This window comes from Pseudomonas fragariae (ex Marin et al. 2024), assembly GCF_059621105.1.
Genome location: NZ_CM184369.1, coordinates 3307192 through 3322312, shown reverse-complemented (window position 1 = coordinate 3322312; position 15121 = coordinate 3307192). Strand labels below are relative to the sequence as shown.

Here is a 15121-nt window from a genome sequence, read left to right as displayed (position 1 = left end):
CCCGATCACCGGTCGCATCCTGCATGTCGGATGCGTTCTGGGCCACGGGGAGTCTGCGCCAGGTCAGGCGTTCACGGCCGACTTTTTGCCGAGCTTTTAAACAAGCGTTGAGTGGCTGTCTGGTGTGCCGCCGGTTAACAATTCTTCAACAATTGGCGACTTATACTTCGCCAGACCGATTCGCTTCTTTGCTTGCCCCCCCGTCAACCCGGTACCTACCTTGATGACTTCTCGTGTGCTTTCACCGTTGCTGTTGTTGCTGGGTGCAATGCTGTTTTTCCTCGCGTTGGGCAATCACCAATTACAAAACTCGACAGAACCCCGCGTGGCGGGAATTGCCATGGAAATGCACCTGAGTGGCAACTGGGTCACTCCGAAACTGAACGATCAACCGTTTCTGGAAAAGCCGCCGATGAGTGTCTGGCTCGACGCTGCGTCCATCGGGGCGTTCGGTGCGACTCTCTGGGCGGTCAGGCTCGCGTCCGCCTGTGCGGGGCTGTTCAGCGTGTTGCTGCTGTACAGCATGCTGCGTCGCTTCGGGCGACCTGCCTCCGTGGCGTGGGTGGCTGCATTCATGCTCGCGACCCAGGCCAGCTTCTGGAGCAATTCGCGGCAGGTGGGCGAGGACGCGCTGCTGGCGCTGGGTGTGAGCATGGCGCTACTGGGGTTCTTTCACGCCAGTCTGCGTTTACGCAGCGACGGATTTCCCGCAGGGGCCTGGCTGCTCTTCGTAGTGGGGATCGCGCTGGCAACCCTGAGCAAGGGTGTGCTGGGCCTCGCGATGCCGGGTGTGGTCATTTTCGCCTGGCTGGTGTGCGAGTCGGTGCAGAGCAAACGCATTGTTCCCGTCCACTGGCTACGCCCGGCGATGTTTACCGCCCTGGCTTTGGTGCCTTTGCTGGTATGGCTGTGCTTTCTATACGGGCAGGGCGGTACGCAGTCGTTGAAGGACGTGCTCTGGACCAACAGTGTCGGACGCTTCAGTGGTTCGTTCGAAGAGGCAGGGCATTACGAGCCCGTGCATTATTACCTGAGCAAACTGCCTGAAGCGTTTTTGCCGTGGAATGTGTTTGTCTATCTGGGGCTGTGGCATTTCCGCAAACAGCTGCTGGCCAATCGTTACCTGCTGTTTTTCAGCCTGTGGCTGATCGCGCAGTTCCTGCTGTTGTCGCTGGCCTCGAGTAAACGCATGGTTTATCTGATGTCACTGGCCCCGGCGGCGGCAGTCATCGCGGCGGAATATGCCTTTGTGTTGGGCGAGCGCATCAAGGCACGCTCGCAAGGCTCTGCATCTGCAGCGTTTGTGGTACGAAACCGACGGGCGATGACGGTTGCCGGGGCGGTGTTGATCGTGACGGCGTATCTCGGCGCAGCCATGTGGCTGGAACCGCGAGCGGACCGGCAGTTATCGTTCCTGCCGCTGACCGACAAGGTTCATGCTCTGCAGGTCCAGGGACGGCATGTTGTTTTGTTTCAGCCCAGCGAACGGCTGGCAGGGGCCAGCGTGTTCTACAGCCAGAGCTTGCTGGACACGTTCACGTCCAGTGCTGAATTGAGCACCTTTCTGACCCGTGCCGACGGCAATGTGGCGCTAATGGAACGCCTGCAGCCTCCCGAACCACCCTTGCGAATGGTCGACAGCGTCAAGGTCGGCGAGCGTATCTACTATTTCGTTACTCAGGGTCCAGCGACCGTCGGCAACTGACGGCCACCGGAGCAGGGCCGTTACACAACCTGGCTGCTGACAAGCGGATTACAGGCCGTCCACTGTTTTTGCGGGATTGGCAGATCGCATGACTCGCCACGCCCGATGGGGAAGTAGTGGAAGCCGCGTTTTGCCAGTCGTTCGGTGTCGTACAGATTGCGCCCGTCGAAGATGACTGGTGCGCTCAGCCGCTGCTGGATCAACTCGAAATCCGGAGCTTTGAACTGTTGCCATTCGGTGCAGACGATCAATGCATCGGCTTCATTGAGCGCCGACTCTGGCGTGCCCATGAGCATCAGGTCCTTGCGATGGCCATAAATGCGCTGGGTTTCCTGCATGGCCTCGGGGTCGAACGCCCGCACGCTGGCACCAGCCTCCCATAACGCTTCCATGAGCACGCGGCTGGGGGCATCGCGCATGTCGTCGGTGTTGGGTTTGAACGCCAGCCCCCACAGGGCAAAGGTCTTGCCGCGCAGGTCGCCCTGATAGAACGCGTTGACCCGCTCGAAGAGTTTGTTCTTCTGCCGTTCGTTGATCGCCTCGACCACCGACAGCAGATCGTTGGAGCAATGGGCCTCCCGGGCGCTGTGAATCAACGCACGGATGTCTTTGCCAAAACACGAACCGCCGTAACCGCAACCGGGGTAGATGAAGTCGTAACCGATGCGTGAGTCGGCGCCAATGCCCAACCGCACCGACTCGACGTCCGCGCCCAGATGCTCGGCCAGTTCGGCGATCTGGTTGATGAAGCTGATCTTGGTTGCCAGCATGCAGTTGGCGGCGTACTTGGTCAGTTCGGCGCTGCGCAGGTCCATGAACATGATCCGCTCATGATTGCGGTTGAACGGTGCATACAGCTCGCGCATGACGTTGCGCACCGCTTCATTTTCGCAGCCGATGACGATACGGTCCGGGCGCCGGCAATCGTTGACCGCCGAGCCCTCCTTGAGAAATTCCGGATTGGAGACGATATCGAACTGCAACAGCCGGCCGGCCTGACGCAGCGCCTTGTCGATATGGCCGCGCAAGGCGTCGCCACTGCCGACCGGCACGGTGGACTTCTCGACGATGATCAGCGGTTCGCGTCGATGCCGGGCGACGGCTTCGCCCACCGCGAAAAAGCCGCTCAGGTCGGCGGAGCCATTGGCTCGGGACGGCGTGCCTACCGCAATGAACAGGACCTCGGCATGTTCCACTGCCAGCTGCTCGTCGGTGGTGAAGCACAGACGCTGCTGGTCGAGGTTTTCACGTACCAGATTGGCCAGGCCAGGCTCGTAGATATGCACCTGGCCCTGACGCAACTGGTCGATTTTGGCCTGATCGATGTCCATGCAGACCACATCGTGGCCGACTTCGGCGAGCACGGTCGCTTGTACCAGGCCGACATATCCGCTACCGAAAACGCTGATTTTCATGGGAAAGATCCTGAGGTGATGGCCGGGGAATGCGCCGGAGGTTGATGGTCAAGACACCTGCCACGATCAGGCTGACACCCACAGTTTTCGATACCGTGAACGTCTCGTGGAAAAATGGCAGCGCTGCGGCGAGCGTATAAACCAGCGCGTAGCTGATACTGAGCAGCGAATAGGCACGGCTCAGGGGCAAGACCCGAAGGGCCAGTAGCCAGAAAAGCATGGAGAGCGCGTAGGTGGTGATCGAGGCGCAGACGACCCTCAGGGCGCTGAGATCAAGCTGCGCATGTTCCTGCATTTCGAGCCATTGAACGGGCGAGGGCAGGCGGCTCATGCTCCAGCGCATGCCCAGTTGCGCCGCGCTGACCAGCGCCACACTGGCCATGGCGCACAGGGTTGCCCGGCGGTGGGTCACGCCTGGCGTCCCAGCTGAAATACCCCGGCAAGAATCAGCGCAATACCCAGCCAGTGCCGTACGTCAACCGGCTCGTTGAACACATAGCGACCTGCCAGCGTGATCAGCACGAAGTTAACACCCAGCATCGGATACGCGATGCCGACGTCCAGGCGTTGCAACACCAGCAGCCATATCAGCAGGCCGGACCCAAGGCAGGCCAGCGCCAGCCATAGCGAGCGCAGCGCTGCAAACACGCCGGGAAATGCGCCACGCCAGCCTTGTACCGCGTACTTCTGCGCGATCTGGCCCAGGCAGGTCAGCAGGCATGCGCTTGCCAGCATCAGCCAGGTCACGATGCGGATTTCTCGTAAACGAGGATGGCCAGGTTGCCTTCGTCATAGCGCTGACCATCCTTGGGAAGACTTTCGAGCTCTTTCAGTTCCTCATCGCTCTTGCCACGCATGATGACGCCGACCCGGCCCTGGCTGCGGGCGTTCTTCATCCAGGCATCGATGTCCTGCAGGCGGACTTCGCGGCCCTGCACATCCGGGTAGCCCAGGCCGTATTCCAGCTCGCCCCAGGTGTTGAACAGTGCAACATCAGGCCGCTTCAGGCGCCACGCCAATGCCGAGGCAGCGCCCAGATCGTTGCTCAGCAACTGCGTGCAGCCCGCCAGTTCGGCCTGGTGCCTGACCACGAACGGGTCGGGAGTCTTGTTGTTGATCACATCGTTTGGCAGTGCTGCGGGCAGCAATGCGATCAGCAACCAGCTGCCCAGTGCCGGCGTGGCCCAGCAGGTTAGGGGGCGCAAGCCTTGCAGGGCGTTGGCGAGTGTCCATCCGAAAAGCACGATGATTGCCAGTGACAAATGCATCGGTTCGTTTTCGTAGACGGGCTGCTTGAGTTGCAGGTAGATCAACGCCACAAGCCCAAGAAAAGTGACGGTCGCGTTGAATATTCCGTTCGCGCGCAACGCTGTGCTGTGGCCTCGATCGAGGCGCTCGACCAGAGTGTTGGCCATCAGCAGCGCCAACGGCAGCAGGCACGGCAGTATGTAGGTGGGCAATTTGCCTTTGCTCAGGCTCAGAAACGCCAGTGGCAGCAGCAGCCACAGCAGCAAAAAGGCAATGTCAGGGCGGTTTTTTTCCTGCCATGCCTGTTGCAGTGTTGCCGGCAGCAGCAGTGCCCACGGCACACAGGCCGCCACCAGCAGCGGCATATAGAACCACCAGGGCTGGGCATGCTGCGCATTGTCCCCGGCAAAGCGGCGAATATGCTCGTGCCAGAAGAAGTAACGCCAGTAGTCGGGCTCTTGCTGGTGGATCGCCAGTGCCCACGGCAGGCAGACGGCGATGGCAATCAATACCGCGAGCGGGCCGAATCTGAGCAACTCGGCCAGGCGTCGCTGGCACAGCATGTAGGGCAGGGCGATGATGACGGGCAGTGCCCAGGCGAGAAAGCCCTTGGTCATGAACCCTATCCCGCAGGCCACGCCGACTAACGCCCATGCCGCCAGACGCGCCCGACCGACGCTGTGCACGGCGTACCAGAATGCCAGCAGTGTCACGTTGGTCCAGAAGGTGAATTGCGGATCAAGATTGGCGTAACCCGCCTGGCCGGCGACAAAGCCGAAGCTCATGAACAGCAAGGCGCTGGCGAACTGCTTGCGCGGGTCGTTCCAGATCTTGCCGGCCAGCAGATAGGCCAGCAGCACGCTCAAGCCGCTGGCCAGTGCCGAGGCAATGCGCACGCCGAACAGGTTCTCGCCAAAGACCTGCTGCCCGAGTGCAATCAGCCAGTAACCGGCCGCCGGTTTTTCGAAGTAACGCAGCCCCATGAAGTGCGGCGCAATCCAGTTGCCGCTGTAGAGCATTTCCTGGCTGATCTGCGCATAGCGGGTTTCATCGGGAATCCACAGGCCGTGAAAGCCCAGCGGCAGCAGATAAGCCAGCACGAACGCCAATAACAGCAGCGCAAGATGACGATGCCTGACGTGTATCACTGCTGCACCCCCAGCCAGCCTTCGCGGCCGGGCAGGTGGCCGCGAACGATATGCCCGGAAGGCAACCGTTCGATAGCATCGGGCAGCAGATGGCCCAACGGCGCGAAGTGGATGCCCTGGGTATTGGCCCGCTTTAACAGTTGCCTGAAACCGTCGGCCATGATGATCCCTTCCACTTCGGCATGAAGGGTGTAGACATTGAGCTGTCGTGCAGCGAAGCGGCCGAGAATGTAGTCGTTGAACGCATCCGGCTTGAGGTGCGGGCCGATTATTTCATCGAAGGTCGGCAAGTCCACCGGAATCTGAGCGGTACCGAGGCTGCCGTCGGCCAGCAATGGGCGAAACAGGCTGGCGCCGCGGCAGTCACTGTTGTAACGAAAGCCAAACGCCTCTTTGGCCTGCACGACGCGCTGGTCGGCGCGCCAGCCTGCCGCCGCAGAGCAGACCACCGGGTGGCCGAGGATGTCGCTCAGGCAATCGACGCCGCGGTGTATCTGGGCGGTCAACTGTCTGTCGCTCCAGTGTCCGGCATTGGCTTGCCAGCCATGATGATCCCAGGCATGCAGGCCGATTTCGTGACCGGCATCCAGCGCGCGACGCATCAGCGGGCCGAGGTCCCGGCCGATCGGTTTGCCCGGCCATGCGGTGCCGGCCAGCAGAATATCCCAGCCATACAGGCTCGCCGCGTTGGAGCGAAGCATCTTCCAGAAGAACGTGGGCCTTACCAAGCGCCACAGATGGCGCCCCATGTTGTCGGGGCCGACACTGAAAAAGAAGGTCGCCTTGACCTGCGCTTCGTCGAGTATGTCCAGCAGCCGGGGCACGCCCTCACGGGTGCCCCGGTAAGTGTCGACATCGATTCTCAGGCCTGCCTGCATCAGCACTGATCCGCTTTTTCAGCCATGGCTTCGCGCAGGAAGAAATCCAGGGTTTTGCCGATGGTTTCGCTCAGCTCGATACCCGGCGTCCAGCCAATCAGCTTTTTGGCGTTGTCGATGCTCGGCGTGCGATGGCTGACATCCTGATAGCCCTTGCCATAGAAGGACTGGCTTTCGACTTCACGAAAGCCCGCGAAAGGCGGGAAATGGCCGCGCAACGGATGGGCTTCGAACTGGCGAAGCAGCTCTTCACCCAATTGACGGATGCTGGCTTCGTTGTCGGGGTTGCCGATGTTGATGATCTGTCCGTTACAGCGCCCATCGCGGTTTTCGATGATCCGCGCCAGCGCTTCGATGCCGTCGACGACATCGGTGAAACAGCGCTTCTGGGCGCCGCCGTCCACCAGGCGAATGGGCGTGCCTTCGACCAGGTGCAGGATCAGTTGGGTGATGGCCCGCGAACTGCCAATGCGCGCCGAATCCAGGCGGTCCAGACGCGGTCCCATCCAGTTGAACGGGCGAAACAGGGTGAATTGCAGGCCTTTCTGGCCATAGGCCCAGATCACCCGGTCCAGCAGTTGCTTGGACACCGAGTAGATCCAGCGCTGCTTGTTGATCGGGCCAACGATCAGGTTGGAGGTGTCCTCGTTGAAGTTTGCGTCCTGGCACATGCCATAGACTTCGGACGTGGACGGGAAAATCACACGCTTGTTGTACTTGACGCAGTAGCGGACGATCTTCAGGTTCTCTTCGAAATCCAGCTCGAAGACCCGCAGTGGATTGCGCGTGTATTCAATCGGCGTGGCGATAGCCACCAGCGGCAGCACAACATCGCACTTTTTGATGTGGTATTCGATCCACTCGGTGTGGATGCTGATGTCACCTTCGATGAAGTGAAAGTTCGGCTTGGCGCGCAAGCGCTCGATAGCGTCCGAGCCGATATCCATGCCGTAGATTTCGTAACGGTCATCCTGCAACAGACGCTCTGACAGGTGGTTGCCGATGAAACCGTTGACGCCGAGGATCAACACGCGGGTACGACGAACCGACCGGCGCTTTGCCTTATCGAGCATTTGCGAGCCTGCTACCAGCCCGAATTCGCGTGCCAGTTGCTCACCACTGAGGTACAAGCCGTTGTCACCGCGTTGCCCTGCGGTGATGACCAGCGAACCCTCGCCACAGGCGATACGCAACGGCTCGTGACTGATGACCGTGCCCGGCGCCTCGCCATTGCTGCTTGTGTCCACGCTGGCAGCCCAGACGATCAGCTTGTTGTCGCCGACCGGGCAAAACGCGCCAGGGTAGGGCTGTGTTACCGCGCGGATCAGGTTATAGAGCTGAGTGGCTGGCAGCGACCAGTCGATCAAGCCGTCGGCCGGGGTGCGCCGACCGAAATACGTCGCACGGGATTCATCCTGGGGCGTCGCTGGCAGTTGCCCTTGCGCCGCCAGCAGGGGCAGTGTCTCGCAGAGCAGGTCAGCGGCGGCGTCACGCAATTTGCCATGCAGCGTCAAGGCGGTATCGGTGGCACTGATCGAGACCCGCTGCTGGGCGACTATCGGCCCGGCATCGGCGCGTTTGACCATCTGATGCAGGGTAACGCCGGTTTCGCTTTCGCCGTTGACCAGCACCCAGTTGGCCGGCGCGCGTCCGCGATAACGCGGAAGCAGCGAGCCATGCAGGTTCAGTGCAGCTTTTTTCGCGCAGGCCAGCAACGAATCGCCGAGTAACTGGCGATAGTAGAAGGAGAAAATGAAGTCCGGCGCCAGTTTGCCGATGCGCTCCACCCATAGCGGGTGATTCGGGTCCTCAGGGGCATGCACTGCAATGCCGTGCCGGGCGCACAGCTGCGCCACAGAGCCGAAAAAGGTTTTTTCCCTGGGGTCGTCGGCATGGGTGAACACCGCCGCAATCTCATAGCCTGCATCCAGCAACGCTTGCAGGCCGACACAGCCAATATCGTGATAAGCGAAAACGACAGCTTTAGTGCTCATGGCGCGACCTTGTTCATATAGGGAGTTACAGAGGAATCAATGCTGTCGGTGGCAATCGGTGACGAGCTGCGCACGATTTTTTCGATGAAGAACCGCGGACGCGCACGCACATCGCTGTACATCCGGCCCAGGTATTCACCCAGCAGTCCCATGCCGATGAACTGCCCGCCGGTGAATACGAACAGCACGGCAAACAGTACGAACATGCCGTCCCCGGCCCATGACGCGCCGAAGATCAGGCGCAGAACGATCAGCAGCGCCGCGAACAAGACACCGAGCAACGCCATGCTGAAGCCGATGATGCTGAGCAGGCGCAAGGGCGTGGTGGTCATGCAGGTGATCAGGTCGAACATGAGGTTGATCAGACGCATCGGGCTGTATTTGGAGTCGCCGTGCTCGCGTTCGGCGTGATCGACCAACACCTCGGTGGTGTGTCGCGCAAAACTGTTCGCCAGAATCGGAATGAACGTGCTGCGCTCGCGGCAGGCGAGCATGGCGTCGACAATCGTGCGTCGGTATGCGCGCAGCATGCAGCCGTAATCGTTCATGGCCACGCCGGTGGAGCGCTGCACGGCCAGGTTGATGAGTTTCGAGGGCCAGCGTCGCCAGGCGGAGTCCTGACGATTGCTGCGCACCGTGCCGACCACGTCGTACCCCTGTTCAGCGAGCTTTACCAGACGAGGGATTTCCTCGGGAGGATTCTGCAGGTCGGCATCGAGGGTGATGACCACGTCGCCCTGGCACTGCTCGAATCCGGCCATGATGGCGGCGTGCTGACCGTAGTTTCGATTCAGGATCACTGCGACAAAGGGGCTGCCGGCGCGCTCGGCAGCCCGCTGGAGAATGTCTGCCGAGTCGTCGCGGCTGCCATCGTCGACCAGCACGATTTCGAAGCGGTGGTCGAGCTGTTCGCAGGCCGCTTCAGTACGGCGCAACAACTCTGGCAGGCTTTGTCGCTCGTTGTAGACAGGGATGACGATCGACACGAACTTGATCGGATACGGTTTCAATGGCTGGATTCCAGGGTCGATTCAATGGCACCGACAACCCGCTCGACATCATCGAGGCTCATGTCGGGGAACAGGGGGATGGAACACAGCCGTGATGAATTCCATTCAGTGTCGGGCAGGCGGACGTCGGGGAAACGTTTGCGGTAATAGCTGTGCAGGTGAGTTGCGATGAAGTGGATGCCGGTGCCGATGTTTCGCGCTTGCAAGGCCTTCATGAAGGCGTCGCGATCCAGCCCGCAGCGCTCGGGATCGATGCGCAGAATGAACAGGTGCCAGGCGTGTTGCTGGGCATACCGGGGCAGGGCGAGAGGCAGAACGGGGCTATTGGCCAGTCGTTCGAGGTAATGGCTGGCGAGCGCCTGGCGCTGTGCATTGATGGCATCGAGGCGCTGCAACTGCACCCGCGCAATGCTCGCATTGATGTCGGCCAGGTTGTATTTGAAGCCAGGCTCCATGACCTCGGCCTGCGGCTTGCGACCCAGGGTCAGGCGATCGTAGGCATCGACACCCAGGCCATGGAATTTAAGCTGACGCACCCGATCAGCCAGCCGTGCATTGTCGGTGACCAGCATCGCGCCTTCGGCACAGGTCATGTTCTTGATCGCATGAAACGAAAAGATCGCAGTGCCCTGCTGGCCGACCGGGCGTCCTTGGTAAGCAGTGCCGGCAGCATGCGCAGCGTCTTCGATCACAGTGATGCCGTGCCGGTCGGCCAGCGCATACAGCGGGTCAAGATCGAATGCCGCGCCTGCGTAATGCACTGGCACGATCGCCTTGGTCCGCGGAGTGATGGCTTGCTCTATCAGCGCGGCACTGGTCATCAGGGTGTCACGGTCGACATCGACAAACACCGGAGTGGCTCCCAGCAGGCAGATCATGTTGGCTGTCGACACCCAGGTTTGCGAAGGCGTAATCACTTCATCGCCAGGCCCTACACCCAGCGCCAGCAGCGCAACGTGCATTGCCCCGGTGGCCGAAGACAATGCCACTGCATGCTGCGCGCCGACCCGCGCGGTGAACTCTTCCTCCAGCTTCTGACATTCCGGTCCGGTGGTGATCCATCCGGAACGCAGCACGCGCGTCACTGCAGCAATTTCTTCATCGCCAATGGACGGCCGTGAAAAGGCAAGAAAAGTTTGACTCATCTACAGAGACTCTCCGATTGAAGCAGCAGGGTCGAATATAAAAAATCCACACGACGAGTGCGCAAACATAGGTGCACATGAGCGCGGTGAACTTAGGCGTTCAACTATGAAAATAATGTCCATGCGCTGTTGCTTTTTTGTATCGCCTGGCAGGCTGTCGAATCATAGAGTAGGGTGGAATTCAAACGCACGACAATGCCGTTAAGCGTCCATGTAGAATTATTAATCTGGCGTTCAGGTTTCATGGAGTGCGTCATGAATAGACAGCATTAGTTCAGCTTGCTCATGATAATCATGAAAAGTTAAAGCGGATGATGCGTGTTGCAGTTACAGGGTTTTTTAATGAAGTTTTCATGACCGAAAACGGGTTTTGTGCTGCCGGGCAGGGTCGAACCTGACCCCGGTCAGGTGCTCGCAGGCCATTTTCATTGGGGAATATCGGCATTTTTTCCGGTTCTTTGACGAGGGGCTGCGCGTTCGCGTAAATCCCAGCTCAGAGGAACGACTGCGCGAGTGCTATCAAGTGATATATATAACCAAGCGGTATGACAGGGCTGTGTGGAGGAGAGCAACGTTACTGATAATGGCCAGTTTGGCGCAGGCAAACATCAAGGTGTGAGTGGGCGTGTTATAGGGTCAAGACAGTTCGGCGCAAGCGTGCCGGTTGTTGTGGGGTGTTAAAGATTTACGTTGTATACCTTGCTTCCGTTCGCACCCCCCTGTGCGGGTCGGGTACAGGAGAGGTATTTAACCACGGGTTTAAAAATCGATACCTGCTCGACTGCAACTGCCAGATTTAGTGGGTGTATCAAAGTAAAGCGCCGCGCAGAGCGCCTTGGCATGTGGGAACACAGGGTGGGCTCGGATAACCCATGTCTCCTCGATTATCGGCCCTGCGAATGCCGCTGACCTGCACGCCCCGTTCTGTCTAGTTCCGGCCAGAGATGTTAAATTGGTCGCCATGAACGTCTTCCGAACCCATTGCTCGCCCATTGCCTGGATACTGTACACAGTTGTCCTGTTCAATGGTCTTGCGTGCAGCATCGGTCACGGCCAGATGATGGCCGCTTTTGCCGGCACTGCAGTGGCTTCGGTCTCCCATGCAGACCATGGGATGTCGGATATGCATGCCGGGCACCACACGATGCACATGTCCAGGCACGACTCGTCCAGGAAGATGGACATGTCAGGCAGCATGAAGGCGCAGTCGGGAGAGTGCTCGTTTGCCGGAACACTGACGCTGGCGATGATTTTCTTCGTGGCGCTGGGCTGGCTGATCCGTGTCCGCCGTACTCGTTTTGCGTTGCCCGACCTCTGGCTCGGCAACCTGCCAAGGTATACCCTTCCGGGACTCAATCCACAGGCCCCTTAGTGCCCATCATGGACGTGTGAGTATCGCTCGCACGAACAGCCGATATTGTCTTTACAGCCTGCCGGAAGGTCATTCCGGCGGGGCGCGTTCATATGTTGGTGAGTCCCTATGTCTGCATCATTTTCAAGCCCGGAGCCACGGCCGTCCGGGGCGTTTGTCGCCTTTCTGAAAAGGCTCCATTTTTACATCGGTGTATTCGTCGGTCCGTTCATGCTGGTCGCGGCCTTGAGTGGCGTCGTCTATGCACTGACCCCGCAGATCGAGGATTCGCTCTACGCACGTGCGCTGCACACAGACAGCCGTGGCCCCGCCATGAGCTTGCAGGCTCAGATCCAGCGCGCGCAGGCATCGTCAGGTCCAGGCCTGAGCATTGCAGCGGTGCGCCCGGCAGCCCGGGAAGGGGACACCACCCGGGTCATGTTCAGCGATCCGGGTTTTGGCCCGTCAGAGCATCGAGCGCTGTTCGTGGACCCGGTGAGTGGCGACATTCGCGGGGACATGAAGGTCTACGGTACCAGTGGCGTATTACCGCTGCGCACCTGGATCGATCAGTTTCATCGAGGCCTTCTGCTGGGCGATGTCGGCAGGATCTACAGCGAACTGGCAGCGTCATGGCTGTGGGTGGCTGCGCTTGGTGGTCTGGTGCTGTGGGCGGTTCGCCGTCGTCGGCAGATTCGTGAACACGGCAACGTGCGCCGCTGGCATGCAACCACCGGCGTATGGCTGCTGCTGGGACTGCTGTTCTTCTCGGCCACCGGTTTGACGTGGTCACAGTACGCTGGCGACAACATTGGCGTATTGCGTGCCTACTACGGCTGGTCAACGCCCAGTGTGGCCACCTCACTGGGCAAGTCGGCGGCGATGCCAATGTCTATGGACGAGCACGCCGAGCATCATATGCACATGGCGCCGACGACACAGGCGACCGCGCTGGATCCTGCCTTGTTCGACAGTGTTCTGGCCAGAGCGCGTGCCGAACATATCGATGCCGCCAAGGTCGAAATCAGGCCCTCCGCGAGCAATGACAAGGCCTGGGTAGTCAGCGAGATAGATCGCAGCTGGCCGACGCAAGTGGATGCCGTGTCGATCAACCCGCAAACTCTGGACGTGGTCGATCGCGTCAGGTTTGCAGACTATTCGCTGCCCGCCAAGCTCACCCGCTGGGGCATTGATGCGCACATGGGCGTGTTGTTTGGTCTGGCCAATCAATTGGTGCTGGTGGTCTTCGCCAGTGGCCTGTCGGCCATGGTCGTCATGGGGTATGTGATGTGGTGGCGACGTCGTCCATCGCTTTCTCAGGCACGCAATCAGCAGGCAACGCTCTTGAGTCTCTGGCGCTCATTGAATCCGGGCGCGCAATGGGCGTTGATCCTGGTTGCACTGTTGACTGGCTTTGCGCTGCCCGTACTGGGTGTGAGTCTTCTGGGCTTTATCGTCCTGGACGCGCTGCTGGGCTACCGGCGAGCCGCGAGACCCTTGGTCGAAGGCAAGGTGTAACCCTTAGTTGCGCGGATTACCAAGCGCATCGAGCAACTGTTTCCCGACCAGGTCCGTCTGCTCGATGGCTTGTCAGTAGCGGATATCGCGGTCGCTTAATAAGCTGCGACCGTTCCGTCCTTCCTAGGATCGGTCCCGCCCACGTAGCCATGTGCGGTGCGCTGAATAATCTGCGCACCGCCGAAGGCAAACACGCCGCTCGGTTCTTCGACATCGATGTCGTGACCTTTGGCGCGCAGTGCTTTCACCACTTCGGGGTCAAACGCACGCTCCACGGCGACTTTCAGACCGGATTCGATCCTCCAGCGCGGTGCGTCGGCAGCGGCTTGCGGGTTCTGTTTGTAGCGCAGGATGCGCATCATTATCTGCAAATGACCCTGCGCCTGCATCGGGCCGCCCATCAACCCGAATGACATCAATGGCGTACCGTCGGCATTCATGACAAAGCCGGGGATGATGGTGTGGAACGGGCGCTTGCGCGGCGCAACGTAATTGACGTGTTGCGGATCCAGCGAGAAGCCCGCGCCACGGTTCTGCATGCTGATGCCTGTGCCAGGTACCACCACACCCGAACCGAAGCCCATGTAGTTGGACTGGATGAACGAGATCATCATGCCGCTTTCGTCCGCTGCCGAGAGGTACACCGTGCCGCCCGGTTTTGGCGAGCCATGCCCGGGATTGGCGGCCTGATCGGTGATCAGGCCCGCGCGCTCTGTCAGGTACGCCTTGCCCAGCAAATCGGCTGAGGGCACGCGCATGTGCTCGCTGTCGGCGACATGTTCGTCGAGGTCGGCCAAGGCCAGTTTCATTGCTTCCAGCACCGGGTGAACCGTTTCAAGGCTGTCCACCGGGTGTTCGCCGACGCCCAGTGCTTCGAGCATGGTCAGGCCGGCCAAGGTGGCAATGCCCTGGCCATTTGGCGGGAGTTCATGCACCACAGCGCCTGCGTAGGGCACCGACAGGGTGTCGATCCAGTCCACGGTATGCGTCGCCAGGTCGTCGAGGCTCATTACGCTGCCATTGGCGTTGGCATGGGCGATGATGGTTTGCGCCAGTTCGCCGCGATAGAACGCTTCGCCTTTGGTCTGCGCGATCAGTTCCAGCGTGCGGGCGTGATCCTTGAGCCGGATTTTTTCTCCGGCCATAGGGGCCTTGCCACCCGGCATGAAGCACTCGGCAAAGCCCGGTTGGTCTTTGAGCAGATGCGCGCCGCGTTTCCACAACTCGGCGATGATCGGCGTGACCTGATAGCCGTCGCGGGCGTAGCCAATCGCAGGTTCGGCCAGGGTCGCAAAGGGCAGTTTGCCGTAGCGCGCTGACAGTTCCACCCAGGCCGATACCGCACCTGGCACGCTGACCGCAGGCCAGCCGCGTTGCGGCATCTGGCTCTGGCCTTCGAAGTATTCCGGTGTCCAGGCTTGTGGCGCGCGGCCGGACGCGTTCAAGCCTTGCAGCTTGCTGCCGTCCCAGACGATGGCGAAGGCATCGCTGCCGATTCCGCAGCCGGTGGGCTCGACCACAGTCAGCACCATGGCCGCGGCGATGGCGGCGTCGACCGCGTTACCGCCACGGCGCAGCATGTCCAGCCCGGCCTGAGCGGCCAATGGCTGAGAGCAGGCGACCATATTGTTGCCCATCACCGGCGAGCGGGCCGACGCGTACGGTTGGTTGTAATCCAGATCATCGAACATAAGCGTTTCTCTTTGGCA

Annotated in this window: 12 protein-coding genes; 3 read left to right on the top strand and 9 right to left on the bottom strand. The window is 60.3% G+C overall.

All coding sequences use genetic code 11. The features are described from left to right. The first annotated feature begins 223 nt into the window (after positions 1-223). Entirely contained in the window at positions 224-1705 is a 1482-nt protein-coding gene (locus AC54XV_RS14160) for an ArnT family glycosyltransferase (protein WP_496716948.1), read from the top strand. A 20-nt stretch (positions 1706-1725) separates the two neighbouring features. Here the strand turns inward: AC54XV_RS14160 and AC54XV_RS14155 are convergent, their stop codons facing one another. From AC54XV_RS14155 to arnB, 8 genes are read right to left on the bottom strand one after another with little or no spacing between them, the layout of a single operon-like run. Beyond that, positions 1726-3120: a UDP-glucose dehydrogenase family protein gene (locus tag AC54XV_RS14155; RefSeq protein WP_003401114.1), complete on the bottom strand. Its 1395-nt coding sequence runs from the start codon at positions 3118-3120 to the stop codon at positions 1726-1728. Then, on the bottom strand, positions 3098-3502 hold the full coding sequence (gene arnF, locus AC54XV_RS14150) for a 4-amino-4-deoxy-L-arabinose-phosphoundecaprenol flippase subunit ArnF (RefSeq protein WP_003401115.1): 405 nt from the start codon (positions 3500-3502) through the stop codon (positions 3098-3100). Before arnF ends, AC54XV_RS14155 begins: the two co-directional genes overlap by 23 nt. Positions 3503-3528: 26 nt before the next feature. Next, positions 3529-3867 (bottom strand): 4-amino-4-deoxy-L-arabinose-phosphoundecaprenol flippase subunit ArnE, encoded by a 339-nt coding sequence (gene arnE / locus AC54XV_RS14145; protein WP_058398868.1) that lies wholly within the window; start codon positions 3865-3867, stop codon positions 3529-3531. Continuing rightward, positions 3864-5516, bottom strand: coding sequence for a lipid IV(A) 4-amino-4-deoxy-L-arabinosyltransferase (gene arnT / locus AC54XV_RS14140; protein WP_003401118.1), 1653 nt, complete (start codon positions 5514-5516; stop codon positions 3864-3866). Before arnT ends, arnE begins: the two co-directional genes overlap by 4 nt. Next, the gene (gene arnD / locus AC54XV_RS14135; RefSeq protein ID WP_496716947.1) at positions 5513-6394 is read right to left on the bottom strand and encodes a 4-deoxy-4-formamido-L-arabinose-phosphoundecaprenol deformylase; all 882 of its coding nucleotides are present in this window, start codon (positions 6392-6394) and stop codon (positions 5513-5515) included. Before arnD ends, arnT begins: the two co-directional genes overlap by 4 nt. After that, entirely contained in the window at positions 6394-8388 is a 1995-nt protein-coding gene (gene arnA, locus AC54XV_RS14130; RefSeq protein ID WP_011267892.1) for a bifunctional UDP-4-amino-4-deoxy-L-arabinose formyltransferase/UDP-glucuronic acid oxidase ArnA, read from the bottom strand. The genes arnD and arnA overlap by 1 nt, the downstream gene beginning before the upstream one ends. Further along, positions 8385-9398, bottom strand: coding sequence for an undecaprenyl-phosphate 4-deoxy-4-formamido-L-arabinose transferase (gene arnC, locus AC54XV_RS14125; protein ID WP_496716945.1), 1014 nt, complete (start codon positions 9396-9398; stop codon positions 8385-8387). The genes arnA and arnC overlap by 4 nt, the downstream gene beginning before the upstream one ends. Further along, on the bottom strand, positions 9395-10543 hold the full coding sequence (arnB, locus tag AC54XV_RS14120) for a UDP-4-amino-4-deoxy-L-arabinose aminotransferase (RefSeq protein WP_032655763.1): 1149 nt from the start codon (positions 10541-10543) through the stop codon (positions 9395-9397). The genes arnC and arnB overlap by 4 nt, the downstream gene beginning before the upstream one ends. A gap of 1183 nt (positions 10544-11726) precedes the next feature. On the opposite strand from arnB, the gene AC54XV_RS14115 reads away from it, so the two are divergent. Beyond that, complete coding sequence (locus AC54XV_RS14115; protein ID WP_225651238.1) at positions 11727-11915, top strand: hypothetical protein; 189 nt, start codon at positions 11727-11729, stop codon at positions 11913-11915. A gap of 108 nt (positions 11916-12023) precedes the next feature. Next, positions 12024-13412 (top strand): PepSY-associated TM helix domain-containing protein, encoded by a 1389-nt coding sequence (locus AC54XV_RS14110; RefSeq protein ID WP_054091495.1) that lies wholly within the window; start codon positions 12024-12026, stop codon positions 13410-13412. A gap of 95 nt (positions 13413-13507) precedes the next feature. On the opposite strand, the gene AC54XV_RS14105 is transcribed toward AC54XV_RS14110, so the two are convergent. Further along, positions 13508-15103 carry a gamma-glutamyltransferase family protein gene (locus AC54XV_RS14105; RefSeq protein WP_177411209.1) on the bottom strand — a complete coding sequence of 532 codons (1596 nt, stop codon included), beginning with the start codon at positions 15101-15103 and terminating at the stop codon, positions 13508-13510. Positions 15104-15121: the final 18 nt, after the last annotated feature.